This is a genomic window from Bradyrhizobium sp. IAR9, assembly GCF_013408065.1.
Taxonomy (GTDB): Bacteria; Pseudomonadota; Alphaproteobacteria; order Rhizobiales; family Xanthobacteraceae; genus Bradyrhizobium.
The window spans coordinates 232,777-258,145 of the sequence record NZ_JACBZW010000007.1 but is presented as its reverse complement, the minus strand read 5'-3'; the positions used below and the strand labels follow the sequence as shown (position 1 = coordinate 258,145).

Sequence of the window (25,369 nt, the reverse complement as noted above, 5' to 3'; positions counted from 1 at the left end):
GTTGAATTTGCGTTGAATTGAACTACTTCACGGCGCCGAGGACCGGCAGCAGATATTTGATGAACGCGTCGGGATCCTCGCTCATCGGAAAGTGCCCAAGGCCCTTCATGATAGTGACGCTGCTGCCTTTGATGCTTTTCGCAACGGCGAGCGTTTCCTCGGGCGTACAGGAATAGTCGTATTCGCCGGACAGCAGAAACAACGGGCACTTCGACGTATCGATCTGCGTGACGCGATCGCGGATATCGCCATCGAGTTTGTAGAAGAAGAGGTCACCCTTGAACACGCCTGGTCCGCCCTGCATGTAGTGCCACAGCGTCTCCCAGCGATCGCCTTCCGGCGCATCTGGACCGACAAGGCCGGATACGATGGCAGCGCAGACCTCGCCCCCGTGCACGTCGGGACGATGCAGAAAATTCAGGTCGTAATAGGGGTCTACATGGGCACCCGCCTGCAAGCCGATGATCGCCCGGAAGCGCTCGGGATGGTCCAGCGCGAGGTGCAGCACGATGCGTCCTCCGATCGAGCATCCCATCACGATGGGCTTGTCGAGTTCGAGGGCATCGGCAACGGAGAGGATCATTTCGGCATATTGTGCCGAAGTGAGCTGATACTCTTCGTTCTGCCAGCCTACCGGCGGCGAGGACTTGCCATGCCAAGGCATATCGAAGGCTATCACGCGATGCTTGGCCGTCACCTGCTCATCATTCATCAGCGCGCGATACTGGCGGCCGTCGGCGCCGGCGGTGTGAAGGCACAGCAACGGCGTGCCCTGGCCCGCCTCTTCGATATAAAGGCGATGCTCGCGGCCAAATAGCTCGAGATGCAAATAGCGACCGATGGTGGCCTCGAAACGTACTGTCATGCTGGCTCTCCCGACGCGCGCAGCTTGACCAGCGCTTCCTTGAAGTAACGCAGATTGGCCATGAAGACTTGCAAGTTGCCTTCTGCCTTCAGGGTACGGCGCTTGATCAACGCCATCAAATCGTGAGATCCGGGCTGCGGCCTTGCGCTCCAGAACTTGGCCCACTCCTCCTCCGGGGCGCGTAACGCGAAGGTCCAGGACGGCATCACGAATGGGCCACGAACGATTGAAACGACCTTGCCCTCCCCGATCGCAATCAGCCACGCGGTCGGACCGACCTCAAGCAGAAAGGTGGTCGACAGGAAACGCCCTCGCCTGACGAGGTTCTCGTCAGCATTGACCTTGTTTTTCAGGTCTTCAATCATGTGTCCTCCCGTGGGCGAGCGCGACCAACGCGTCTACGGCCATCACGCCCTCGCCCGCCTGTTTGACGATCAGCGGATTGATTTCGGCATCCACCACGACCACGCTCTCGTCTGCGGCAAGCTGCGACATCGCAACGACGGCCTGCGCCAACGCATCTATATCGCCGGGGGGGTTGTTGCGGAACCCTTGAAAAATCCGGCTGATCGATAGTTCCGAGATCATGTCGCGTGCGGTATCGAGATCGACCGGTGCCAGCCTGATACTGCGGTCACGATAGATCTCAGTGTAGATGCCGCCTGCAGCCAGTAGGACTATGGGACCGGCCTCGGGATCAACACGGTACCCGAGCAACATCTCGCCAAGTCCCGATGTCATCGGTTGTACAAGCACCTGCCGTACTGCGACCTCAGGATGCCGCGTCTTCACGCTCTCGGCGATCTTGTGCATCGCCGCCCTGAGTTCGGCTTCGCTTCCAACATTTAGGACGACCCCACCCACTTCCGTCTTGTGCGCGATGTCCGCGGACAACAGCTTAACGGCGACTGGATATTCGAAGGGGAGCGCGATGGGTAGCGCCGTGTCGACATCGACGGCAGCTGTCGGAGCATGGGGCACTCCAAACCTCCCCAGGAGCGCATAAGCCGCCATTTCATCGAGCTGCTTCGTCGAAGTGTGAGCGATCGACGGCGGGTTTGCAAGCGCGGTCGGCTGACGGCGTAGCAACGCCGCGCTCACCGCATCGGCGCAGGATTCAGGTGTGCGGAAGTTGGGCACTCCAGCGTCCGCCAGCATGTTCAGGGCTTGAGGGGCCTCAGGGACCAGGAACGCAACGAGCGGCTTGCTCGAAGACGCACTGTCGATGACCGGCTTGACGGCGAGCTCCGGTTGAAAGCGGGCCGACGAGCCGATCACCGCGATGACTGCATCAAATTCCGGGGCCGATAGCATGGTTTCGAGCGCGGCTTTCATCACGTCGTAGCGTGTACCGGCTAGAGTAAGGTCCGTGATGCGCTCATGGTTCGCCTTGACGCCGGCCATGCCTAAGCGGCTAAAGGTTGCGTCACTGGGCTTGACGACGTCGATCCCTTTCATCGACAGCTCGTCGACCACCATGGCCGCACCACCACCCGTCGTAGTCACTACGCCGACGCGCGCGCTGCGTGAGACCGTCGGACGCGCCGGCAAACGCTGTAAAAGCGGCAGTGATTCCAATAAGGTCTCGAAGTTGAATACCCGCGCAATGCCGCAATCGGCGAGGAAGGCGTCGGCGACGTCATCCTCTCCCGCAAGTGCGCCGGTGTGAGAGAGAGCAAGTTCGGCGGCCGCGGCCGAACGCCCGAGCTTATAGGCGACGATCGGCTTGCCGCGCGCGGCGGCATCAAGTGCAAAACGCCTTAGATCCTGGGCATGACGGATGCTCTCGAGAAATAGCACGTATCCACTGATGGCGGGATCATCGAGTGTCGCCGAACAGATTTCACCGAGGCTCAGGTCGACCTCGTTCCCGACCGAGACGAGACCCGCGAAGCCGATGTTGCGCGCCTTCCCGCGTGATATCAGACCACCGAGCAGACTACCGCTGTGGGACGCCACGAACATACCGCCGCGCGGCAGATCCGGCTCTGCGAACGCCGCATTGGCAGTGATGATGGTCTTGTGGTGCAGATTGATCGCGCCGAGGCTCGAGGGCCCGAGGATGCGCAGGCCAGTATCGGCACAGAGCCTTTGCAGCCGCACGACAAGCTTCTGGCCCTGCTCGCCGCCTTCGGAGAAGCCCGACGCCAGAATGGTTGCTACGCGAACGCCGACACGCGCACATTCCGCTGCGGCCTCGACGGCGCCCTCTGTCGGCGTCAAGATGAACGCATGATCCGGTACCGAGGGCAGATCGGCGAGGGACGACCAGGCCCGTTCGCCCAGAATGGTGTCGCGGCGCGGATTAATCGGGTAAACGGAGCCTTCGTAACCGGCTCGCCGTAGATACTGCAAAGGTCGGGCTGACGTTTTCGAGACATCGTCCGACGCTCCGATCAGAGCAATGCTGCGAGGCGCCAGGAGCGCCTGCGCAAGTGCAGGTCCGGTGTTGTCAACTCGCACGTTCGACCTGCCCGCGCTGATCGAAACGGCGGTCAAACACCGCTTCCGCGATTCGATTCTTCAATATTTCCGTCGATCCACCGGCAATCATCCAGCCGCGGGTGCGGCGCATGCAGTATTCCGCAAGCGACTCCTGACTGTAGCCGAGGCCGCCCATGATCTGCACGGCCTCGTTGGCGACCTGAAAGCCTGCTTCATTGCAGGCGAGCTTGGCAATGGCGGTTTGATACGCTGATGGCAATCCTTCGGTGACGTTTGCCGCGCGATAGAGCAGCATCTGGGCAGATTCGAGCTTCAACGCCATTTCGGCAAACTTCCATTGCAGCCCCTGAAACTCGCAGAGCTGACGGCCGAATTGCTTGCGAACCGACGCATGCTCTCGCGCGAGATTGAAGGCGTAACGGCCAAGCGCGAGCGATCGCGCAGAGTTGCCAAGCCGCTCCACATTGAAACCGGCGATCTGCTTCTTGAAACCGCCGACCCCAAGTAGCACGTTGCGCTTGGGAATACGGCAGTTCTCAAAATAGAGTTGACTCCACTGCTCACCGCTCATGAAGGAAGACGGCTTGCCAACGGTGAAGCCCGGCGTATCCCGCTCGACGATGACCGAGCCGATGCCGTTTACGCCGCTACCGAAGCGGACGTAAACGAGATAGATGGCCGCGTCAGGGCTATGAGTGCCGAATACTTTGCTGCCATTGATGACGTAATCGTCCCCATCCAGCGTCGCAGTGGTCTTTAGTTCAGTGACGGCTGAGCCAGCATCAGGCTCGCTCATGCCGAGACTGATGCAGATGTTACCTTTGAGCAAATCTGGCAGCCAGCGGCTCTTCTGTTCCGCAGAAGCATACTCCACAAAAGTCCGGATCGGGCCGAAATTGCCGGCCTGCACCACGTCGGCGCTGCGTGGACAGACCGATGCCACCTGCTCGATCGCGATCACGCAATCGAATAGCGTGCCGCCCTGGCCGCCATCCTCCGGATCGAAGGAAATGCCCATCAGGCCCTGCTTTCCGAGCAGACGCGCGACCTCACGCGGGAAATGTGGATCGTGGGCGCGATCCAAGGCTCCGGCCTTCAAATTGGTCTCGGCGAACCGACGGACTGACTCTGCGAACGCCTGCTGTTCTTCGTTGAGCTCAAAATTCATGTGTAGGGTGACCTGCTCGGGGATGGAGCCTGTTTCTCAGCCCAAGCTTTGACCTACAACTATCAATCAGTTATGATTACATTACATTATGTAATGATAGCGGACAGATGATCCCCCCGCTCAATCCGTTGCACGTATTCGACGTAGCGGCCCGCCATCTCAGTTTTACGCGCGCTGCAGAAGAGTTGCGCGTCACGCAACCGGCAGTGAGCCGGCAGATATCCACCTTGGAGACATTTCTCGGCGTTCGCCTGTTCGAGCGAGACAAGCAGTTATTGCGCCTGACCTCTGAGGGCGAAGAGTATCAACGGCAGGTCGCGCCAGCATTCCAGATCATCGCTCAGGCTACGGCGGGCTTAACCGCGACGCGGAAGGCTCAGCCCTTGAGGATCCGGGTCTACACGACATTTGCCGCCAAGTGGCTGATTCCGAGACTCTCGTCATTTTACGTAAGCTACCCGCAGATCAAGCTGGACATCAGCAATGCTGTCGCTCCAGTCGATTTCGAGAAGGACAAGATCGATCTTGCGGTTCAGTTCGGTGCCGGAGGCTGGCCGGGGATCGAAACGAGGTTGCTGTTCAAGGATGTAATCCAGCCGGTGTGCAGTCCAAAACTCCTCAAGCGTACGCGGTTGGTGGAGCCTGACGATCTCCGCAAGGTACAATTGCTTCATTCCCATTATCGCCGCACAGATTGGCCCGATTGGCTTATGGCAATCAAGCGGCCGGATCTCCTTGCAGATCCCGGCATCAGTTTTCAGAGTTCGGTCCTGACCTATCAGGCTGCCGTCGAGGGCGTCGGAGTGGCGATGGGACAATTATTACTACTGCGGAACGAAATCCAAGATGGCGCCCTGATCCCATTGTTCGACGCCCCCCTCGAGCGTCCGATGGCTCACTATCTGGCCTGGCCCAAGAACCGCCTGCTCGGCCGAAAGGCGCGAAGCTTTGTCCACTGGCTGAAGGGTCAGGTCGCGGATTTCCTTTCCGCGCAGTCGTAGGCTTGCGCAGGGCAGAACAATCGGGCGCGCCGCCAAGCTGATCTGCCGCTTCAGGTTGCGCAGCGGAGGGTCATGGCAGTCAGGCTTCGGAGCAATTCATCGAGGTGAGCTTGATCGTGTGCCTCATGCTTGGCGGCAATCGCGAAGTTCAAGATAGCGTCGGTAAGCTGGTGAACGGTCATTCCAGACGCGCGGATATTCCCTTTTGTCGGTGCCAGCAGCTTCTCGATGATGGAACGGTACTCCTCGTAGCACTCGGCGATCACCTTTCGACTTTCGGCGCTCATACCGTCTATGATTTCCGCAGCATGGGGCGAGGCGTGAAGCATTGTATAGGGGCGCCGCGCCACATGCTCGAAGACGACGCCGAGCTGCTTGCGCAAGTCATTGCATCCTTCCAGTTCACGCTCGGTCTCCTTGAGCGCTCGATGCATGAAGAGGCGGATCGTCGCGAACAGCACCGCATCCTTATTGGGGAAAATGTTGTACAGCGTCTGCCGCGCAACGCCGGCTTCCAGTGCAATGTCATTCATGCCCGTCCGCTTCACGCCGTAGCGCGTGAACATGCGGGCCGCAGCCTCGCAGATCGCGATCTCCCTTTCATTCATGGCAGACATATTGACAAATAGACGCCAAGTGTCAATATAGACACAAAGACGCTATTTGTCCAACTGACAGGAGATCGATATGAAGAGCGTAAGAACCGCCTTGGTCACCGGGGCCTCCTCCGGGATCGGCGAGGCCACCGCGCGCCTTCTCAAAAAAAAGGGCTTCACCGTATATGCTGCAGCACGCCGGGTAGAGCAGATGAAGCCCCTGGAGGCGGACGGCATTCACATCCTGCCACTTGACGTCACGGACGAAGCATCGATCCGAACCTGCGTTGAGACGATCACGGCCCGCGAAGGCCGGATCGACATTCTGGTGAACAATGCTGGTTATGGGTCGTATGGCGCCGTCGAGGAGGTGCCCATCGAAGAGGCACGGCGCCAGTTCGAGGTTAATATCTTCGGCCTTGCGCGTCTCACCCAGCTTATCCTGCCGAAGATGCGGGAGAACCGCTTCGGCAAGATCGTCAACATCACCTCGATCGGAGGCAAGATCTACACGCCTTTCGGCGCTTGGTACCATGCCACCAAGCACGCGCTCGAGGGCTGGTCGGATGCCCTCCGAATCGAAACCGCGCCCTTCGGCATCGATGTCATCATCGTCGAACCCGGTGGGATACGGACGCCCTGGGGCAGCATTGCGGTCGATCACCTCCGCAAAACGTCGGGCTCCGGCGCCTATGCTGCCGGTGTCAAGAAGGCCGCCGACGGCATGGCGAAACTCTATGGTGGCAAGCAGCTCTCGGATCCCTTGGTCATCGCCAAGACCGTCGCGCGTGCCGTGACTGCGGGCAAGCCTCGGACACGCTATGCCGCGGGCTATATGGCAGGCCCCGTCCTGTTCTTGCGCTGGCTGCTGCCCGACCGCGTGTTCGATCGGATGATCACTTCCATGGCGGCTTGAAATCTCTCAGGAAGGAGGCCAGCGGTATCGAGTCGACTGCTCTTGAGTATTCGCTCGTGGTAACCGTCGAGGTAAAGGCCTCCGCATGAGAGCTTTTTTTTCCAATAGGCTTATTCCGAACACTCTCCAAAAAAAGAAGACCGGCTTTCTAACACGAAAGCCGGTCCAAGTGTCGGGAGGAGATGATTTCCGTCGGAAGGGAGATATAATCCGAACCGGCATCACACACCCTGGTAGAAGCTGTAGATCAAGGCGCTTGGGATCGCCATCTTGATTCAGATCTGGATGGCAAACATCACAAATGCAATACTCGCGGATTTGGTCTGAGGCTCAACGATCGTCTCGAATGCTGGATATCTGGCAACAGGCCTTGACCGCTGCAGCGTGACGGCGATCGCAATCCGCCTGTTCCACAACCCACGCCTCAAGCCGATCGCCTCTCTGGTCGTGCTATCTGGAAATGCGCCGGTTGGAAAGGAGCAGAAAGAGCGCTCGATTCTTCGCGTAAATGGCCGCCGACCGGCGTCTTTCAATTCCCTGCATGACCAGATGCCCCGCGCCGTCATATAGGAACCATTCCCAGCGCGAGCGGCCCGTTTTCTGTACGCGTGCCTCGTAGATATCAAATCCGGAAGACGACTTGCGATCCGCGGACCCACGAAGCATGTCTCTGATGAACTTGAACAATGAAGTGCTCTCCGAAGCTTGCACACCGGTCAACGTAGGCACCTTAGCGCCGCGTTTTGTTTCGCGGAAATTTGTTCTCCAGACACATCTTCGAAACATTCGTGCATTCGAAACTCCACGAATGCACCGAGGCGCCGTGCGCGCCGGGATGCATCTAGCAAATTTGTTGCCGAGAAATCAGTCTACGAACGTCGCCAAGCGCTTTTGTAGATTACTCGTCACAGCTTCGATCTGGTTTGGCGAGCCGATCAAGCTCGCCTGCTCCTCGCTTTCCGCGCGCAGGACAGCGACATCTTCGGCGTAAAGCGCCATGTTGAGCAGCCGTTTCGCCGCACGGATCGCGTCGGGACTCTTGGCTGCGATTTCGCGCGCCAAAGCCATGGCCGCGGATTGAGGATCGTCACTGACCTGAGTAGCCAATCCCGTCTCGACTGCTTCCCCTCCCGATAGGACTCGTCCCGTAAAGGTCAGGATGCGCGCGAGGTCATCTCTCACGAGATGGCGCATCAGTGCCATGCCCGCCATATCAGGAACCAGGCCCCACTTGATCTCCAGCACGGACAGACGCGCGTCAGGCGCGACGATGCGAACGTCGGCTCCGAGCGCGAGTTGCAGGCCTCCGCCGAAGGCGACGCCGTGGACCGCCGCGATTACGGGGACAGGCACCTCGCGCCACACCATGGCAACTTGCTGCGGCGGATTGGCGCCCGCTGGAGTACGGGCCGACTCCACGAGAGATCGGGCGATCGTACGCTCGCCCGACGCCATGCTCCCCATCTGGTCCATATCGAGGCCGGCACAGAAGGCACGTCCTTCGCCGGACAGCACAACGGCCCGCAAACCGCGCTCAGACTTGAGGCCCTCACCGGCATTGACAAGCGCTTTTGTCATCTCCGTATCGAGTGCGTTCATCTTGTCGGCTCGCGTCAGCTTTACGCTCGCGATACCATCTGTGATCTGGACGGTAACCCTTTGTGCCATGTGTCGATATCTCCGACGCTCGTCAGCTGCTGGTGATGTCTAGCGTGATCCGTTTGATGCTGCGCATCGGAAGCGAGCTCGAAGGATGTTTCGCATGCGTCGTACGCGCACCTGTTACGCAGGCGTGGTGTCAAAGAAACCATCGAAAGGCCCCGCGCCGACACCAGCGACGACGTCGAATTCGGTGGTGCTCCGTCGTCACGCGCGCCCCTCGGGTGTGAAGGCCACCGGCATGTTGACGATGGCGTTGAACCAGATCGAGCGCAGAAATCGAGGCTCGCCCATGGGCCGGATATCAGGAATTCTCGCCACTACTTCCTTCAGAAGCAGCTTCAGCTGCGTCCGGGCGAGCCGGGCGCCGATGCAAACATGCGGGCCGGTGCCGAAGGACAAGTGCTTGGCGGCGTTCTTGCGCGTGATGTCGAACCGGTCCGGATCGACGAATACCTCAGGGTCCCGGTTCGCCGCCGGGTAAGAGAGGTAGAGCTTTTGGCCGGCCGCGATCGGTTGCCCACCGACTGCAGCGTCGGCGGTCGCCGTGCGGCGGAACTGGATCACCGGTGGCGCAAAGCGCAGCACCTCCTCGATGGCATTCGGCAGATACTGGTCCGGATCACTACGCAGAAGGGCATATTGTTCTGGATGCTCATTCATCAGTCGCACAAAGTGCGCAGCCGTCCCGCGGGTCGTCTCGTGCCCGGCGATTGACATAGTCACGAAGAACATGGCGATCTGCTCATCTGTGAGCTTTTCGCCATCGACCTCTCCATTGACGTAAGCGCTCATCATCGAGCGGTCGGGATTGCGCCGCTTCTCCTCAGCCAACTTCGCCGAAAAGGCAAACAGTTGCGGGACAGGATCCTCGCCGACGGGCTTCTCGGCCTCGACGTCCGCCGCGGCGTTGCCCAATCGGAATATCTGCTCGCGGTCCTCTTCCGGGATGCCCATCAAGGTGCAGAAGGTGTACACGGGCAGCCGTGAGGCCACGTCAAATACGAACTCGCATGTCCCCCGCGAAGCGACAGCATCCACTATCTCCCGCGCCGCGCGGGCCACATCGGGCTCGAATTCGGCCAACGCTTGGTTGGCAAAGGGCGGCAGAACGAGGCGTTTGACCTTGGCATGAAGTTCCGGCGGCATACCCATCAGCCCCGCCTGCTGCTGAGACAAGCGCACCGGGTCTACGAAGTCCCAGATGATCGGACCGCCGGTATGGGACGAGAACAAGGACTGGTCGCGTGAGACCTCGAAGACATCTTGATATCTGGTCAGGACCCAAAAGCCCTCATGCAGGTCCGCGCCCGGCAGGACAACGCGGTAGGCAGTCCGATCGGGAGCCGGATTCCAATGAACGGGATCCGCGCGCCGCCAGGCCGTAAAAAGATCGTAGGGTGGGCCGCGCCGGCCTGGGATCAGATCAATATCGGCAAGATTGGTGTCGAGGGCGATGGACATCAGACCCCTCCCTATGGGCTGGTTTTCGGCGCAATGACGTCAACCCGGGCAAGCCAGGGCCGAACGTTGTGCGTGCTGTCGAGAGCTGTGCGGCACTCCTCGGCATAGAGCAGCGCATTCGCCTGAGCGATGACCGCAAGATCCGCTGACGAGACGCGATCGCCCACCAGCCAGTCGCGTCCCTCTAGAAGGCCGTCGAGCGCCTTGAAGTGCCGCGCGGCGTCGGCCACCACCTGCTCACGCGGCTTGCGGCCCACGCCTTGAGCGCGAGTGAGGGCACCTACCCCTTCAAGGATTCGGCTCTTGAGCTGGTCGCGCGGAATCCCCGGCATGCTCTGCGCAAATTCGTCGAGCGCCGCCTCCAGATTGTGTGGCCAGGCTAGCCGCATGGTCATTTCGTAGAAATAGAGGCTCTCGTCCGCCCAATCCTCGATCACATGAGCCAGTGCCCGTTCGCGGGGATCAGTAGGCAGGACCGGACGCTCGGGAAAAGTGCGGTCGAGATATTCGAGAATGTCTGTGGAATCCAGCACAGCCTGTCCATCATGCTCAATCGCGGGAAACTTTCCGCTGACGCTGACATGGATGTACTTGCCGCCGGCCACAGCCGCGCGGTCCACCTCGTGGACATTGAAGGGGAGCCTTTTGTAATTCAGAGCGCGGCGAACCTTCTCTGTGAAAGGCGAAGTGGCAAACTGATAGAGCGTGATCATCTCGACCCTCCCTGGCGCGCCTCGGCGAGCACCGCAGCCAAAACTCTTTTGACGTCGTATCGCTCTGCTCCCTCGACCCAAGGCGCTTGGGCCGCGAAGGCGGCCGCCACCTCCTGGCCCCGCGCTTCGGCAGCGGGAAAGGAAACCGGATGAGTGACAATAAGGAAATCGCCGCGGATGACGCCGTTTACGGCTGCGACGGCCACAGCGGACGCCGGCATGCCGCGACGGACGACGGCCTCACCGACGGCCAATTGAGCCGGATCAGGCTGGGGCAGCCCGCTGTGGCGGCGTGAAAGGTGGATCTCGGTTGCGACCAGGCCCGGGCAGAGGACGCTCATCTTCAACGTCGGCGGCAACTCGGCGCGGAGCACCTCCGCCAAACCCAGGACTGCATGCTTGCTGGCAGTATAGAAGCCGGCGCCAGTGTGCTGCAGACCGAGTGCATGTTCCGACGCGGTGATACAAAAACGCCCAGTTCGTCCCGCAGCGGTCATCCGGCGCGCGAAGGCTGCTACAGTACTCCACACACCGCGGACATTGACGCCGAAGACCCAATCGAACTCCTCGGGCTTGGCCTGAAGGAGCGGTCCGGAGAGGCTCACTCCGGCATTGGCGAAAACCATGTCGATAGGTCCAAGATCACGCTCGGCGACCTCTGCCAGGAGCTCGGCCGACTGATGGTCGGCGACGTCGCACTGGCCGGACAGGACCGCTCGACCGAGCTCCGCGGCGACCGCACGCGCGCGAGCGCCGTCGATATCGGCGATCATCACCGTGGCACCGCGCGTCAGGAGTTCCTCAGCCAAGGCGCGCCCTATGCCGGATGCGCCGCCCGTGACGACCGCTCGAGTCCCCTCCAAATCCATCCTGCTACTCCACTAAAGCTTGATCGTCACGCACTTGAGCTGCGTATAGTGGTGAAGAGCCTCGATGCCCTTCTCTCGGCCATATCCGCTCAGCTTGAAGCCGCCGAGCGGCGTTTCGACGCCGCCCGCCTGATACTCGTTCACGTAGATCTGTCCGGCTTCGATGGCTGCGGCGACGCGATGGGCACGCGAGAGGTTCTGGGTCCATATCCCCGCCGCGAGTCCGTATTCGGTGTCGTTGGCAATGTGGATGGCTTCGGCTTCATCATCAAAGGGGATCACGGATAGAATCGGCCCGAATATCTCCTCCCGAGCCACGCGCATGTCGTTGCGTACGTCGGCGTAGATGGTGGGCGGCACAAACCATCCCTTGCCCCACGCCGGATCCTCGATCAGTTCGCCTCCGACGATGGCACGGGCGCCTTCGCTCTTGGCCACGTCAAACCAACTCTTTACGCGCTCGTACTGTGCCCTGGTAGTCAAGGGCCCGACCATAGCGTCAGTTTGCGGACCGACCTTCAACGCCCTGACAGCCGCTGCAAGACCCTTAACCACCTGCTCATGGACTGAACGCTGCACAAGCAGCCGGGTACCCGCCAGACAGACCTGTCCTGCATTCACCACGAAAGCACGCACAGCGCCGGGAATGGCCAAGCTGAGGTCGGCGTCGTCGAAGATGATATTGGGCGATTTGCCGCCGAGCTCGAGGGTAAGAGGAATGACTCGATCGGCCGCAATGCGTCCGATCTCGCGGCCAGCCCGCACGCTGCCGGTAAAGGCGAGCTTGCGCACCTGTGGATGCGAGACGATCGCCGCCCCGCATTCCGGCCCAGCGCCCAGCACAACATTCAGCACGCCCGGTGGCAATCCGCACTCCACGGCCAGGCGCCCGAGTTCCGCGCTCGTGCCGGAGGTGAACTCCGACGGCTTGAGTACGACAGCATTTCCTGCGGCAAGCGCCGGTGCAACGGCCCGCGCCGCCTGATTGAGGGGCGCATTCCAGGGGGTGATCACCCCCACGACCCCAAAGGGTTCGCGAGACGTGTAGCAATGATAGCCTGCTCCAAGGTCGATCTTCTCGCCTTGGAAGATGTTCACAAGTCCGCCGTAGAACTCGAAGTACTGCGCTGCAATCTCGATCTCGGCGGGCGCTTGCCACGCCGGCTTGCCAGTATCTGAGCGTTCGATCTCGGAGAGATGCGCGGACTGCTCTCGGATCTTCTGGGCAAGCGCCAACAGGATTCGGCCACGTTCGATCGGCCGGCGGGCGCGCCAGCTTGCGGCTGCTCCTGCAGCCGCGCGCACGGCAACATCGACATCGGCGCCTCCCCCCGCCGCTACCGCGGCCGCCTTCACACCCGTCCGTGGGTCGAACGACTGAAGATACTGCCCCGATGCAGGCGGCAGGACCTTGCCGTCAACGAAATGATCCCACTGATATTCCATCCGTCTCCACCCGCTTTTTTTCTAGCGATATTGTCTCCTCCTTCGGCCATTGTTCGGAAGGGGGCTGGGACAGTGATTACAGTTGTGATCATGGCTCACCGACCAACATCTAGGCCGTGCTCCACCGGCGCTATTCGGCCTCGAGCGCGCGGCCACCGTGTTTGGCGGTGAAATGAAGACGATCGATCCATTACATATGTAATGACTTCGGCCGACGCCGGGTGATAGTCTGCAGACAAAATACAAGAAGCGATGGGAGGTAGGTCATGGCGGCATCAACGCCACGGAAGATCAAGTCCGCCGAACGGACGCTGGCGCTCTTCGAGCTATTTTCACGCGAGCAGCAACCCTTCACGGTGGGCCGCATTGCCAAGGGCCTGGGCATTCCGCAGCCCAGCGTCAGCATGCTGCTTCGGAATCTCCTGAAGCTCGGCTATCTGGAATACGATGCACACCATCGAACCTTCGCACCGAGCATCCGCGTCGCCTTGCTCGGAAGCTGGATCGATCGCCGCTTCGGCGATGCTGGCGCGATCGGCGCGCGGCTGAACGAACTCCAGCGCAGGCTTGGGTTCACTGCCTTCATCGCCATTCAGAATGGCGCCGCAGCTCAATACGTGCTGGCGCAGACCTCCGATGAGCCCGACAGGCTCGATATCTCGTCTGGCATGTATCGTTCGCTCACTTGTTCAGCGGCGGGTCGCGCGCTTCTCAGCCTATTGCCCGACGCGGAGATTCGATCGTGGGTACGCCGCTGCAACGCCGAGGCGACTGAGGATCGTTTCCGCGTCGGTGAAGCCGACTTCATCGCGATGATGCACAGGGCGCGTGCCGAGGGTTATGCGGAGACGAATGGCGATTCAGTTCCGACGCTGAGCGCCGTGGCGATGACTATCGTCTCTCCGATGGGCGGCACCCCACTTGCAGTCGGGGTCGGCGGGCCGACGGCCAGGATCCGCACCGACAAAGACGCTGTGTTGGCCGCCCTGGACCAATTCGTGAGCGGGTTCGCGCGGCCATCGCCAGCCGTGTCCCCAGCGCCGCGATCACCATATCGGCGCGCGGCGCATGGTCTAGCGGACCGCGCTCGAATGGCATCGGTCGCCTGAACGATCAGGTCGGCCTAAAGCCCGAAGAGTTCCGCCTTCTCGAGCGTATTCCTCACCATACGCAGAATGACGACGTCGATCATCACCCCGTCGACCTGAACGGCGCCGAGACCTTGGGCTTCGCCCTCACGGTAGGCTGCCTCCAGGCGGCGCGCACGGGCGATCTCATTTGCGCTGGGGGAAAACACCTCAAGAGCCGGCGCGATCTGGGACGGGTGGATGGCCCACTTGCCAACCATGCCGAGCGAGCGCGCGCGCCCTGCTTCGGTGCGATAGCCCGCTTCGTCCTTGAAGTTACCAAAGGGGCCGTCGACGGCGTCTATGCCGACCGCACGCGCCGCCATGGCGACGCGGAAGCGCGCGTAGTGGAAGATGTCGCCGGGATAGGTGCCTCCCGTGCCGCCGATGTCGCGGGTATCGATGCCCTGCGAGGCAGAATAATCTCCCATTCCGAAGATGAGACACTCCATTCGGTCCGTGCACCGCGCGATCTCTTCGACGTTCTGCAGCGCCTGGACTTCCTCGATGAGTACCTCGATGCCGATCCGGCGCTCGAGCTTCAGCTTCTTCTCGAGTTGGCTCAGCATGCGATCCAGGAACAGCACGTCCGCGGCCGTGTAGGGCTTTGTCAGCATGATCGTGTCGAGATTGGCGCCCGCCTGCTCGACGATCGTGATGATATCGTCATGGCACCACTCGGTCGTGACGTCGTTGATACGGACGCAGCGAACCTTGCGACCCCAGTCGAGATTGTTGAGCGCCCAAGCAATCTTCTGGCGAGCTTCGACCTTTGCGCTGGGTGCGACGGCGTCTTCCAGGTCGCAAAAGACGTGATCGGCGGCGGACTGGGTCGCTTTCTGGAGCATTTTCTCGCTGCTGCCCGGTACGGACAATTGCGAGCGGCGGGCGCGGCGTGGACGGTTCGACATTGGGGGACCTCTTCAGGACTTGTGAGCAACGGCCGTGCGCGCGGCGATGAGGGCCTGAATGGCATCCTCGGACAGGCCGGCTCGGCCCAACTGGGTACGCGTTTGTTCGCCGAGAAACGGTGCGCGGCGACGAATGGCACCTGGCGTCTCCGTCATCTTGATGGGCACGCCGGCGATTCGAATGGAGCCGGAACCAGGCTGTTCGACTTCAACGATCATCTCACGCTTCGCGAAATGCGGATCGGCGTCGATCTCTGCGATGTTCATGACGGGCCCGAAGGGAATCCGGCCGCCAAGGCGAGCCACCAGTTCGGCCTTGGTGAAGCGCTGCGTGAATTCGCCGAGTTCACGATTGAGGTCGTTGCGATTGGCGCCACGGGCCTGGTCGTCGCAGAAACGCGGATCCTGCAGCAAGGCTTCGGCCCCGATCGCTCCGCATAGTACTGTGAAGAACTGCTGCTGGTGTGCCGCAATGGTGACGAAGCCGTCAGCTGCCGGGAACATGCCGAACGGAGAAATAAATGGATGGTGGTTGCCCTCGGGCCCCGGGATCGAACCGTCGACAGAGTGCTGCCAGACCGGCCGCTCGCACACCGACAACACGGCATCCACCATCGATACATCGACGAACTGGCCTACGCCCGTGCGGCGCGCATTGTGTACAGCGGCCAAAACGCCGAACGCGAGCATGATGCCGGGCACGATGTCACCGACGCCAGGTCCCACTTTGGTTGGGGTTTTTGCATCGGGGCCGGTGATCGCCATGATGCCGCCCATTGCCTGGGCGACAACGTCGAAGGCAGGCCAGGTCAGATAGGGAGAGGCGCCAGTCCTCTCGTCACCGAAGCCACGTAGCGCACCGTAGACGAGGCGCGGATTCTCCCGCTTCAGTACCTCATAGCCGAGCCCGAGCCGCTCCATGACGCCGGCACGGAAGTTTTCCACCACTGCATCCGCACTGCGGACCAGTGCCAGGAACGCAGCCTTTCCTTCAGTGCTCTTCAGGTCGAGGCAGACGCTCTGCTTGTTGCGATTGACGCTCTGAAAGTATCCGTTGAGCAATCGCTGATGGTCGTCGGAGCGGAACGATCCGCCGCGACGGGTCATGTCCCCTTCGAGCGGCTCGATCTTGATGACCTCCGCACCATGATCCGCCAGGAGCATGGAACCGAAAGGGCCTGCCAGCATCTGCGTCAGATCGATGATCCGAAGATCCGAGAGCGCTCCGAAGGTGTCCATCTCGCTCACCGTTCCCCCCAGTGGCTCTTGCGCTTGAGAAGGACTTTCCGATCGACTTGAACGACTTGCTCGTCGCGCTGATTGTAGCCGTAGTGACGGAAGACGACGATGCCCGCATCTGCCCGCTCGGACTCCTTCGTATCGAGAACCTCGCTGTAGGCGTACAGGGTGTCGCCGTGCGTGACTGTCTTGGACAGGCGAATATTGTCGAGTCCAATCTCGGCGAGAGCATTCTCGCAGCAGTCTTGGGACGCCAAACCCAACACCAGAGAGAAGTTCACGCCGCCGTAAGAGATCACACCGCCGAATGGTGTGCCCTCCATCAGGTGCTGATTGAAGTGCCCGGCGGCGGTGTTCATCACCAGATTGGTGATCAGCACGTTCTCGAGCGGCGTGATGGTCTTGCCGCGGGCGTGCCGGATCACCGCCCCCACCTCGAAATCCTCGAAGTAGTTCTTGCTGCCAGTCAATTTGGCGAGTTCACCCATTAGGCGGCCTCCACTTTTGGATTGCGCAGGCGCACGAGATTGGATCGTCGAAACCCGACGACCCGATTGCCGTCTTCATCGAAGCCGTCGGTGCGCCATGTCACGATTCCGTTGGCGGGATTGCTCTCTGAGCGGCGGGTTTCCGTGGTCGCGCTGCGGGCGATGATCGTGGTCCCGGGATAGACGGGGCGGTCGTAGCTCAGATCGAAAACGCCGAGGAATGGCCCGCCGATCTCGCTACAGTCTTCGACGCTAAGACCGAGCACCACGTTGAACACCAGCTGTGGGTTCACAACGATGTCGGGATGCCCGTGTGCCTTGGCGTAGGCGCGGTTGAAGTAGAGCGGATTGAAGGAGAGAGTCAGAGTCGAGAACAACACGGTATCCGCCTCGAAGATTGTGCGTCCCCAGTGATGATCGAAGCTCTGCCCGATGTGGAAATCTTCGAAAAGTCTTCCCTTTGGCCAGAGCGCAGCGCGCTCTCTCGGATCATTTGCCATCGAACTCTCCTCTCGGCCAAACTTCCCCAGATGCTTCCTTCTGCGCCTTCGGGGATGCGCCGGCAATCTCGAGACAGGCTTTGGGCGCAAAGCATTACATACGGAATGACTGTCTACGCAGCTCCGGCCTCGGCTATCGCATCAGCGACCGCGATGACTTGTCGTGCCTGGTCCAAGTGCAGGCGCTCGACCATCCGGCCGTCCACACGCAACACACCTTTCTCCGCCGCATCGGGAGCGGCGAAGGCGGCGACGACAACGTGGGCCCAAGCCACCTCCTCTTTGCTGGGCGCGAAGACGGAGTTCGCGATCGCCACCTGCGATGGGTGAATCAGGGTCTTGCCGTCGAAGCCGAGCTCAACGGCCTGCCTGCACTGGCTCCGGCAGCCCGCCTCGTCCTCGATCGCGTTGAAAACCCCGTCGAGGACAACAAGAGCATGGGCGCGGGCCGCTGCCACGGTGAGGCTGAGGGGTGCTAGCAGCGGCAGGCGCACTACGTCAGGGCGGCAGCGCATCTCTTTGGCGAGATCATTGGTACCCGACACGAAGGCCGCCAGACGCGTCCGAGCCGCTGTCTCGGCAATCTCTCCCAGGTGGAATAACGCCTGACACGTCTCGACCATGATCCACAGCCGCGTTCTGCCGGACAACGGTCCGTCATACGCGATGACATCGCCGGCTGCCGACACTTTGGGCGCCAGCACCGCGTCTGCGCCAATGGCAGCGACGGCGGCCAGATCGTCGCGACCCCATGGCGTGTCGAGGCCGTTGATCCGCACGACCAGTTCGCGGCGACCAAAGCCGCCCTCCTTCACCGCGGCGACAGCTTGCTCGCGCGCGGCGACCTTCATGTCCGGGGCTACCGCGTCCTCGAGGTCGAGGATCACCACATCACAGGAGAGGCTCCTCGCCTTCTCTATGGCTCGGCTGTTGCTCGCCGGCATGTAGAGGGCGCTGCGCCGGGGTCGAGTGTTATCCATTGGCTGTCCCTTCGAAAACTAAGCGACAGGAAGCCAGAGCGGCAAGGCAGAAGGCAATCGCCGGTCGCCCCAACACGATCGATATTACAGACGGAATGATTGCCGGCTCCCCGATGCCGCTGACGAATACCCGTATATAGTCGGCTCGCCCCGTGCGCCCTTTCAGATGCACTCAACCGAGGAAAGCAGGAACGCTGATGCCAAGCATTCACGAGACAAGCCTCAAAGGTCGGGTCGCACTCGTCACCGGGTCGGGCCAGAATATCGGAGCAGCGATCGCAGCGCGCTTGGCGGAGGCTGGCGCGGCAGTTGTGGTGAACGGTCACAGCTCCAAGGAGAACGTCGAGCGCACGGTTACAAAGATTCGAGAGGCCGGGGGAACGGCGATCGGGATCATGGCCGACGTGTCGGATCCCAAGGACGTCGCGCGTCTCGTCGCTGAGGCGACGTCCGCTCTCGGGCCAGTGGATATTGCAATCTCGAACGTCGGCCGGCGATTGCACAAGCCCTTCGAAACCATCACGGTCGAAGATTGGGACTGGGCGATCCGCACCAACCTGTCATCGTGCTTTTACCTCGCCCACGAGGTGGTGCCGTCGATGAGAGCGCGCGGCTGGGGCCGGGTGATCCACGTCTCCGGGTACGACGGCTTCACCGGACACTTGGTGAATCGCGCCTACAACATCGCCGCCAAAGCCGGCATGCACGGCTTTTCCAAAGCACTGGCTCGCGAGCTTGGGCCTTTCGGCATTACCGCCAATACGGTGGTGCCAGGCGCCATCGACACGGAGCGCGACTGGAGCCAGTACCCGAAGGCGACCTATGAGGACGTCGCAAAGGCGATCCCAGTCCGCCGCTGGGGACATGTCGACGATCTCGCCTATGCCTGTCTTTATTTGTGCACCACAGGCAGCTTCGTGAATGGTCAAGCCATCCATTTGAATGGCGGCGAGCACATGTTCTGAGGGCGGCGCACCGCCCTCAACGCCTGCCGTCAGGGGCGGCTTCAATGGCTCGATAGTCTTTCCACGTAAGAGCCTCGCCTTGCAGGCCGAGCTAATCTACAAAGAGCAGTTTCGATCCGACCTGATCGGCAATACTGTTCGAGGCTGCGGCGATGTTCTCGGCCAGCGTTTGAATGCACGTCTCGCAGACCAATCGGTGGCCGCCGCACACCCCATACACCGGGTCGGGCGTGACGACGTCCACCACCATATAGCTGCCGTAGTGGGTTGCGACGACTTGATAGCGGGGCATCGGCGTTGAAGCCGTGCTTGGTTCTGCACTCGAGCGTCGGTCAGCCGGAGGCATTTTGCCAATCCTTCATGATGAGACGTACGGCACCACGTTGCCCCGAGCCGAGAGCCGAGCGCCCGTGCCTGACACGACTGCGCGGGTCGGCTCGGGCGCGTCGGCTGCTTAAGGACGCGTCGGTTTTCCCAGCATCACGTCGGAGATGATCCGCTGCTGGATCTCAGACGTTCCTTCGAAGATTTTCGTCAGTCGGGCGTCGCGCCAGTAACGCTCGACGGGGTGAAGAGTGGTGTAGCCGGCTCCTCCGAGGACTTGGAGCGCTTCGCTGGTGACCCGCTCCGCCATCTCCGCGGCGAAGTACTTCACCATCGAAGTTTCCTTTCGCGCGGGACGGCCGGCGTCGATCTCGGTGCAGGTGAAGTACATGAGCTGTCGGGCGGCCTCGATTTCCGTCGCCATGGTCGCGAGCTTGAAGCGGATCGCCTGGAAGTCGGAAATTGGCCGGCCGAACTGCTCGCGCTCCTTGGCATACCCTATCGCATGATCGAGCGCCGCTTGCGCCAGCCCGATCGATCGCGCTGCCGTGTGCGCTCGGGCGAGTTCGAGGCCGTGAGCTGCGGCCTGGAAGGCGCGGCCGGCATCTGCGGCTTCCGTCGGCTGGGCAGGCGCACGAACCTCGTCGAAATGCAGCTCCCACGTCTTCCAGCCGAAGTAGCCGATTTTGGGGATGGGAGATCCCGTCACTCCTTTCGGCAGCTCACCGCGCGGCTTTTCAACGACGACCGACACTGTGCCCGAACGGGACTCCGTCGACGATGGATTGTGGATACGGCACAGCACGCTGATGAAGTCGGCTCCGTCAGCGAAGGTGCACCAATACTTATTCCCAGTGATCACCCATTCATCGCCGTCGCGGCGCGCGAGGCACGCCACATTCGACAAATCCGACCCTGTCTGGGGCTCCGAAAGCGCCGCGGCACCCAAATAGTGCCCGCGCGCCATGGCTTCGATCTTCCTGCGGCGCGCCTCGCTGTCTCCCCCGATCGTGCGATAGAAGCCGTTGCCGCGCGCGATGATGCTAGCGACGCTCATCCAGCCCCGCGCCAATTCTTCGGCGACCATGCAGTATTCGAAGGCGCCAAGTCCCAACCCGCCGTACTCTTCCGGGATCAATATCCCGAAGAAGCCGAGATCCCCCATCTTATCGATCAGCTCGCGTGGAATGTCGCCCTTCTCCGGGTCGAGCTTGTTCGCGAGCGGGGTCACCTCCTCACGCGCGAAGGTGCGCGCCAGCTCCTGCATCATCAGTCGCTCTTGGGTGAAATAGGATCGATCTTCGTTTGCCAACTCGTCGCGCTCCTCCGGTACTTTGTGCGCCGCGCGGGCGCACCCGCTAAGCGTTCAGCTCGATTGGCCGGTCATCGAGAGAACGACAGGACTGCAATGCGCCGAGCCGCAATCCTGCAGTAACGTGCGACGAAATCGAGAAAGCGACAATGAGTTATCGCCGGCGAGGCGCCTTTATTACATATGAGATTGCTGCGGCTTACGAGTCATTTGCGCTCGAACGACCGAGGTCGATTGGCGCTCCAAGCGGCGCGCACGGAATCGAGCACAGGTAGCAGGTGTTCCAGGAATACGTCCGGATTCTCCGACATCGGAAAGTGACCGATGCCCGGCATGGCGCTCCAGGTGGAGCCCGGTATCGCACGATGTGCCGCCTCACCGTGCTCCAGGGTGGCGCTGCAATCGTATTCGCCAGTAAGAATGTGCACGGGCGTGCAGCCGGTATCGATTTTGTGAGCCTCCTCGCGGAGGTCATAGTCGACGACGTAATAGTAGAGGTCGCCGCGAAAGCTTGGCGGCCATCCAGAGGCATAGACCGCGCTCGTCTCCTTCCGGAACGCCTCGGGCGATGTAGGGCTCATCAGCCCGTTCATCAGCCGCGCCTTGTACTCGTTGCTCACCTGGGGATGCCAAAGCTCTTCGAGCGCGCTCCATGGTGTATCGATCTTCAGCCCGCCTTCGAGCGAGATCACCGCCGCGAAGACATCGGAATGATGGCGGGCGAGATCAAGCGCAAGCAGTCCGCCCACAGAGCAGCCCATGAAGACCGGACGCTCGCAATCGAGTGCCTTGACTAGGCTCACTGGCAAAGCCCGCAGGAACTCCTTGGTCAGAAGATACTCCTCCGACCACCACTTGGGGCCCACAGGGGGCAGCGACTTGCCATGGAACGGAAGATCGTAGGCGATCAACCGAAAATGATCGGTGATCTCCCGACGTTCGAAGAGGTGGCGCCATTGCGAGCCATGGCACCCGGCCGTGTGCTGCAACAGCAGTGGAATCCCCGTCCCCGCCTCCTCGAAGTAAATGCGGTAGTCCTGGCCTAGCAGATCGAGATGAACGTAGCGCCCCACCGGAGCACCAAATTGCCCCGCCTTGCGCATGGGCTCACGGGCGACACCGTCGAGCAGCTGCGGGCGCAAGAGCTCGATGGCACGCATCACCGCGGGATAGTACTGGGCGAAGCTCACCGGATCGCCGTGGCGGATGATAAGGCCCATCCCGATCAGCGGGGCGATGTCATTGTAGAACCGCTTCGGTTGCGCCGCGAGCAGCTCGGCCCAGACGTCGTCTGGCGCTTCAAGGGTGATGACGCCGGGCGCACTGGCCTCCGGCGTGCCGGAGCGCAACGCACCCGCGACAAGCACGAGCCCCATCACTCCACTGGAGCCCTCAAGGCGCAAGCCGCCCGTCCAATGACGCGCGGCTAATCGGAACTCACCATCGGACGCGCACACGCTGAAAAGATGTTCTGGCGTAAGTTTCTCTTGCCCAAGCATTGCGTTCCCCGTCGATCCATACGTTGCCAGCGACGCTGGTTTCGGAGACCGGTCCGCGCTCCCCGCGCGCCGCCATTTTCGTGCGAGGTTATTTGACGATGGATGGGAGGTCCAGAAAGGCGGCGGCCACACATCAAGTTAGTGCATATGTAATTGGGGCTAGGGGCAAGCGTCGTGCAGGCACTTCACGCCTGCCCTATCTATCAGCGCATTCGCGTACGAACTCGACGATCGCATCGTGCATTTGCCGTAAGCCTGGTTGCTCGATCGGATAATGCCCCGCGTTGTCTAGCGTGACCTTGCGGACCGGTACTTTCGTGATTTGGTCTAGGAAGAGATTGCTCAGATGCAGCGGAGTCCAGCGGTCTTCCGCCGGCTGCGTCAGCAGGATCGGGCAGATGTCGAACTGCTCCGGTTCAAGCGCCGGTATATAGTCGGCGTAACTTGCGAGAAATGCCAGCGACACCCAATTGCCCGCCGAAGTGCGGTCCGCGTAGCAAGCTTTGAGTGCCGCCTCATCGTTGACCAGCGCACGCATTTTGCTGACGAACCGCATCGGCAGGGCGAACGAGCCCAGTCCGGCCTTGGTGGCGAAGCGAACCGGCGGCATTCCGATCCGACTGACGATCTTGCTGAAAGCCGTCTCGTCGGAAACCTGCTGTATCCGCTGGTCGAGGAAGGTCATGCCTATGATGCCCTTGACCTTCCGGTTCAGCGCCGCCGCGTGATAGGTCAACATGCCGCCCGCGCTCAACCCATAGAGGATGATCGGGCGCGGATCGCGCGCCAGCTCCGCATCGATGAAGTCGTTGGCCGCCACCACCCAGTCGTCATAGGTGACGAGGACGCCCGCCGCGTTACTCCGGCGCCTTCCAGAATGGGCTTGAACTCCTTGTAGAAGCGATCGCCTAACGGAGATCGGCTGGAGGGAGAGTAAAGGTCAGGGAAAAGCAGCTTGTAACCAAGCGCTTTGATGACCTTGACGTAGGCAACGAAATTGAGCCGAAGCACCTCGGCGTGCAACGGGATGTTCCGCTGCGACTGAGGGTTCTTGATCCGCCGCCGCGCGTTCTTAGCAATATGGAGATAGGAATATTGCCATTGTCGAGGACGACGTCGTCCACCATCAGCCTGCACAATTCCTCCCGACGGCAGCCGGTGTAGTAGATGAGGATCGGCACGAAATAGAGAGCGCAATGGAAGATCTGGTTCAGGCCATCTGGTCCCGGTTCGTCCAACCGATCCCAAGCTGCACAATTGTTGAACGGAGCCGTACGAAAGATGGCGGCAGCCTGCTCGAAGGGCAACTTGGCCCTCTCGTCTCGCGCGCGCTTCTTCTTGCCCTTCGAGCGAAGTGCAACGAGGTCGATGTCTGCGAGGCTACCAACCCCGCGCGCAACCGCGTGCCGGAAGATTTGAGCAAGGAACGTAAGGTGGCGATTGAGCGTGTCGCCGGCGACCCCCCGTTCGCTTGAATGATGTGCCATAGCAACAGCGCGCAGCTCGGCGATGCTCCGACCTTCATCCTTGGCGGACTTGCCGTAGTTCTTGTAGATGTCCGACCGAAGAAAATCGACGAACTTGCCGACATGCTGTTGGCGCAGGGCGTTTAAGTCCTGGACGTGCTGGTCCTGCAGCATGAACTTGATGAACAGGTTCGAAATGCTTCTTGCCTGCCGCTGGGTCTTGTCGTCCCAATGACCGTCCCTGGCATTATGCAGAATGACATCGTCCGCGAACTTCGAGAAATCCGCCATTGCGACCGACGGCGTGGGACGGCTCTCGGCTTTCGGTGGATCGCTTTGGCGGGCGTGGCTGCCCGCCTCGGACGACAAAACCTGCTGCGGTGGATCGCCCCTCGTAACGAGCATACGATCCACCAGGCCCTCGTCCTCGACGCGGCTGCCACCGTAGCGCCGATCGATCTCGGCCAGCGCAAGCTTCATTCCGCGGAAGTACGTGCCCTGCGCGACGTCAATATTCATGGCGGTCGGGGTGGCGCCGACTGCATCGACCATTCGCTGGAGGATGTGGCGGTTCGTCGGGACCAGTTTGTTGACCCGAAGCAGGTTCAGATGATCCTGCACCGCCGCAATGTCGGTCTCGGACAGTCCATCGGCAGTCATGCGGGCGCGATCCTCTTCACGAACAACAGCCGATGTGCCTTGTGCGTCCAAGAGGGCATAGGTCCAAAGCGCCCGCTTGTCGCCCAACCGCTCCCGTTCGAAGTCGAACCCGGACGCGTTCTTGGCCGCATGCGCTACCCGGTCGAGCTTCGTCAGATGGGTATCGACGACGCCGCGGAGCATTGTCTCAATTTGGGATCGTGACAGGTGCAGGTCGGCACTATCGGCAAGCATCGCGGCATCTTCCAGGATCAGGTCAAGCTGAGCACCCATCCGGCGTGCCACCACGCGGCTGGTCGTTCGGAGGCTCAGAAAAAGATGCGGGCGCTGCAGGATATTGGCAAGCGCGCGGGGCGGTCGGCGCCGCCAGTAATACACGGCTTCCCGGCGAAAGATGTGGACAGCCATTGCGAACGCCACCCTGTGCAGCAGCGGTGTGTCGCAGAGCTGTGCAGCAGCTCCCCAGCCAGGCCGGTTTCGTGAGTGATTTCAGGCTGAGCGGGAGATCTGGCTGGGGCGGGAGGGATCGAACCTCCGAATGGCGGAATCAAAATCCGCTGCCTTACCGCTTGGCTACGCCCCAACAGGCGACCTGGGGCCGGCGGAAGAACTGGCTACCGCAGATTCCCTTGGTCGCAGCCGGTCTATAGGGAGCGGCGCAGCATTTCAACCGCCTGGAGGGGCAAAATACCACAGCCCCGGGATCGGCCCCGCTACACTCTCTTTATGGACCCGCGACGGCCCCGTTCTGACCGT

The 25,369-nt window shown here is 61.2% G+C and carries 25 protein-coding genes and 1 tRNA gene; 4 read left to right on the top strand and 22 right to left on the bottom strand.

All coding sequences use genetic code 11. From position 1 onward, the window contains the following. Positions 1-22 precede the first annotated feature (22 nt). The 4 genes from GGD67_RS20660 to GGD67_RS20645 are packed head-to-tail and all read right to left on the bottom strand — an operon-like array spanning position 23 to position 4,478. The gene (locus tag GGD67_RS20660; RefSeq protein WP_179735411.1) at positions 23-865 is read right to left on the bottom strand and encodes an alpha/beta fold hydrolase; all 843 of its coding nucleotides are present in this window, start codon (positions 863-865) and stop codon (positions 23-25) included. Continuing rightward, complete coding sequence (locus GGD67_RS20655) at positions 862-1,230, bottom strand: hypothetical protein (protein ID WP_179735408.1); 369 nt, start codon at positions 1,228-1,230, stop codon at positions 862-864. Before GGD67_RS20655 ends, GGD67_RS20660 begins: the two co-directional genes overlap by 4 nt. Further along, entirely contained in the window at positions 1,223-3,364 is a 2,142-nt protein-coding gene (locus tag GGD67_RS20650) for an acetate--CoA ligase family protein (protein WP_246784403.1), read from the bottom strand. The genes GGD67_RS20655 and GGD67_RS20650 overlap by 8 nt, the downstream gene beginning before the upstream one ends. Then, positions 3,318-4,478, bottom strand: coding sequence for an acyl-CoA dehydrogenase family protein (locus GGD67_RS20645; protein WP_179735406.1), 1,161 nt, complete (start codon positions 4,476-4,478; stop codon positions 3,318-3,320). Before GGD67_RS20645 ends, GGD67_RS20650 begins: the two co-directional genes overlap by 47 nt. 107 nt (positions 4,479-4,585) lie before the next feature. Between GGD67_RS20645 and gcvA the strand changes: the two genes are divergently transcribed. Beyond that, entirely contained in the window at positions 4,586-5,479 is an 894-nt protein-coding gene (gene gcvA, locus GGD67_RS20640; protein ID WP_179735404.1) for a transcriptional regulator GcvA, read from the top strand. Positions 5,480-5,529: 50 nt separating this feature from the next. Here the strand turns inward: gcvA and GGD67_RS20635 are convergent, their stop codons facing one another. Beyond that, complete coding sequence (locus GGD67_RS20635; protein WP_179735402.1) at positions 5,530-6,087, bottom strand: TetR/AcrR family transcriptional regulator; 558 nt, start codon at positions 6,085-6,087, stop codon at positions 5,530-5,532. 79 nt (positions 6,088-6,166) lie between these two features. Between GGD67_RS20635 and GGD67_RS20630 the strand changes: the two genes are divergently transcribed. After that, the gene (locus GGD67_RS20630; RefSeq protein ID WP_179735400.1) at positions 6,167-6,991 is read left to right on the top strand and encodes an oxidoreductase; all 825 of its coding nucleotides are present in this window, start codon (positions 6,167-6,169) and stop codon (positions 6,989-6,991) included. Positions 6,992-7,441: 450 nt separating this feature from the next. Here the strand turns inward: GGD67_RS20630 and GGD67_RS20625 are convergent, their stop codons facing one another. The 6 genes from GGD67_RS20625 to GGD67_RS20600 all read right to left on the bottom strand — a co-directional run bounded on the left by GGD67_RS20625 (position 7,442) and on the right by GGD67_RS20600 (position 13,142). Next, a complete protein-coding gene (locus GGD67_RS20625; protein WP_179735398.1) occupies positions 7,442-7,678 on the bottom strand; it encodes a hypothetical protein in 237 nt (78 codons plus the stop codon). A 177-nt stretch (positions 7,679-7,855) separates the two neighbouring features. Further along, the gene (locus GGD67_RS20620; RefSeq protein ID WP_179735396.1) at positions 7,856-8,659 is read right to left on the bottom strand and encodes a crotonase/enoyl-CoA hydratase family protein; all 804 of its coding nucleotides are present in this window, start codon (positions 8,657-8,659) and stop codon (positions 7,856-7,858) included. 198 nt (positions 8,660-8,857) lie between these two features. Next, on the bottom strand, positions 8,858-10,114 hold the full coding sequence (locus GGD67_RS20615; protein WP_179735394.1) for a cytochrome P450: 1,257 nt from the start codon (positions 10,112-10,114) through the stop codon (positions 8,858-8,860). An 11-nt stretch (positions 10,115-10,125) separates the two neighbouring features. Beyond that, positions 10,126-10,827 (bottom strand): glutathione S-transferase family protein, encoded by a 702-nt coding sequence (locus tag GGD67_RS20610; RefSeq protein WP_179735392.1) that lies wholly within the window; start codon positions 10,825-10,827, stop codon positions 10,126-10,128. Next, complete coding sequence (locus tag GGD67_RS20605) at positions 10,824-11,696, bottom strand: SDR family oxidoreductase (RefSeq protein WP_179735390.1); 873 nt, start codon at positions 11,694-11,696, stop codon at positions 10,824-10,826. Before GGD67_RS20605 ends, GGD67_RS20610 begins: the two co-directional genes overlap by 4 nt. A 12-nt stretch (positions 11,697-11,708) precedes the next feature. Continuing rightward, positions 11,709-13,142, bottom strand: a complete 1,434-nt coding sequence (locus GGD67_RS20600) for an aldehyde dehydrogenase (RefSeq protein WP_179735388.1) — start codon at positions 13,140-13,142, stop codon at positions 11,709-11,711. A gap of 266 nt (positions 13,143-13,408) precedes the next feature. On the opposite strand from GGD67_RS20600, the gene GGD67_RS20595 reads away from it, so the two are divergent. Beyond that, the gene (locus tag GGD67_RS20595; protein ID WP_179735386.1) at positions 13,409-14,251 is read left to right on the top strand and encodes an IclR family transcriptional regulator; all 843 of its coding nucleotides are present in this window, start codon (positions 13,409-13,411) and stop codon (positions 14,249-14,251) included. 14 nt (positions 14,252-14,265) lie between these two features. Here GGD67_RS20595 and GGD67_RS20590 read toward each other — a convergent pair whose 3' ends face one another. From GGD67_RS20590 to GGD67_RS20570, 5 genes are all read right to left on the bottom strand, one after another. Next, positions 14,266-15,180 (bottom strand): CoA ester lyase, encoded by a 915-nt coding sequence (locus tag GGD67_RS20590; RefSeq protein WP_179735384.1) that lies wholly within the window; start codon positions 15,178-15,180, stop codon positions 14,266-14,268. A 12-nt stretch (positions 15,181-15,192) separates the two neighbouring features. After that, complete coding sequence (locus GGD67_RS20585; RefSeq protein ID WP_179735565.1) at positions 15,193-16,419, bottom strand: CaiB/BaiF CoA-transferase family protein; 1,227 nt, start codon at positions 16,417-16,419, stop codon at positions 15,193-15,195. Between the two features lie 5 nt (positions 16,420-16,424). Beyond that, positions 16,425-16,907: a MaoC family dehydratase gene (locus tag GGD67_RS20580; RefSeq protein WP_179735382.1), complete on the bottom strand. Its 483-nt coding sequence runs from the start codon at positions 16,905-16,907 to the stop codon at positions 16,425-16,427. Continuing rightward, the gene (locus GGD67_RS20575; protein ID WP_179735380.1) at positions 16,907-17,407 is read right to left on the bottom strand and encodes a MaoC family dehydratase; all 501 of its coding nucleotides are present in this window, start codon (positions 17,405-17,407) and stop codon (positions 16,907-16,909) included. Before GGD67_RS20575 ends, GGD67_RS20580 begins: the two co-directional genes overlap by 1 nt. Positions 17,408-17,520: 113 nt before the next feature. Beyond that, complete coding sequence (locus GGD67_RS20570) at positions 17,521-18,387, bottom strand: CoA ester lyase (protein WP_179735378.1); 867 nt, start codon at positions 18,385-18,387, stop codon at positions 17,521-17,523. 197 nt (positions 18,388-18,584) lie between these two features. On the opposite strand from GGD67_RS20570, the gene GGD67_RS20565 reads away from it, so the two are divergent. After that, positions 18,585-19,352 carry an SDR family NAD(P)-dependent oxidoreductase gene (locus tag GGD67_RS20565; RefSeq protein WP_283814135.1) on the top strand — a complete coding sequence of 256 codons (768 nt, stop codon included), beginning with the start codon at positions 18,585-18,587 and terminating at the stop codon, positions 19,350-19,352. A 91-nt stretch (positions 19,353-19,443) separates the two neighbouring features. On the opposite strand, the gene GGD67_RS20560 is transcribed toward GGD67_RS20565, so the two are convergent. The 6 genes from GGD67_RS20560 to GGD67_RS20535 all read right to left on the bottom strand — a co-directional run bounded on the left by GGD67_RS20560 (position 19,444) and on the right by GGD67_RS20535 (position 25,196). Beyond that, positions 19,444-19,644, bottom strand: a complete 201-nt coding sequence (locus GGD67_RS20560; RefSeq protein ID WP_179735374.1) for a hypothetical protein — start codon at positions 19,642-19,644, stop codon at positions 19,444-19,446. A gap of 162 nt (positions 19,645-19,806) precedes the next feature. Next, on the bottom strand, positions 19,807-20,988 hold the full coding sequence (locus GGD67_RS20555; RefSeq protein WP_246784402.1) for an acyl-CoA dehydrogenase family protein: 1,182 nt from the start codon (positions 20,986-20,988) through the stop codon (positions 19,807-19,809). A gap of 206 nt (positions 20,989-21,194) precedes the next feature. Further along, positions 21,195-22,487, bottom strand: a complete 1,293-nt coding sequence (locus GGD67_RS20550) for an alpha/beta fold hydrolase (RefSeq protein ID WP_210286565.1) — start codon at positions 22,485-22,487, stop codon at positions 21,195-21,197. A gap of 196 nt (positions 22,488-22,683) precedes the next feature. Continuing rightward, entirely contained in the window at positions 22,684-23,406 is a 723-nt protein-coding gene (locus GGD67_RS20545; RefSeq protein WP_179735561.1) for an alpha/beta fold hydrolase, read from the bottom strand. After that, positions 23,396-25,021 (bottom strand): DUF6538 domain-containing protein, encoded by a 1,626-nt coding sequence (locus GGD67_RS20540; protein ID WP_179735370.1) that lies wholly within the window; start codon positions 25,019-25,021, stop codon positions 23,396-23,398. Before GGD67_RS20540 ends, GGD67_RS20545 begins: the two co-directional genes overlap by 11 nt. A 100-nt stretch (positions 25,022-25,121) precedes the next feature. Beyond that, positions 25,122-25,196, bottom strand: a tRNA-Gln gene (locus GGD67_RS20535). Between the last annotated feature and the right edge of the window lie 173 nt (positions 25,197-25,369).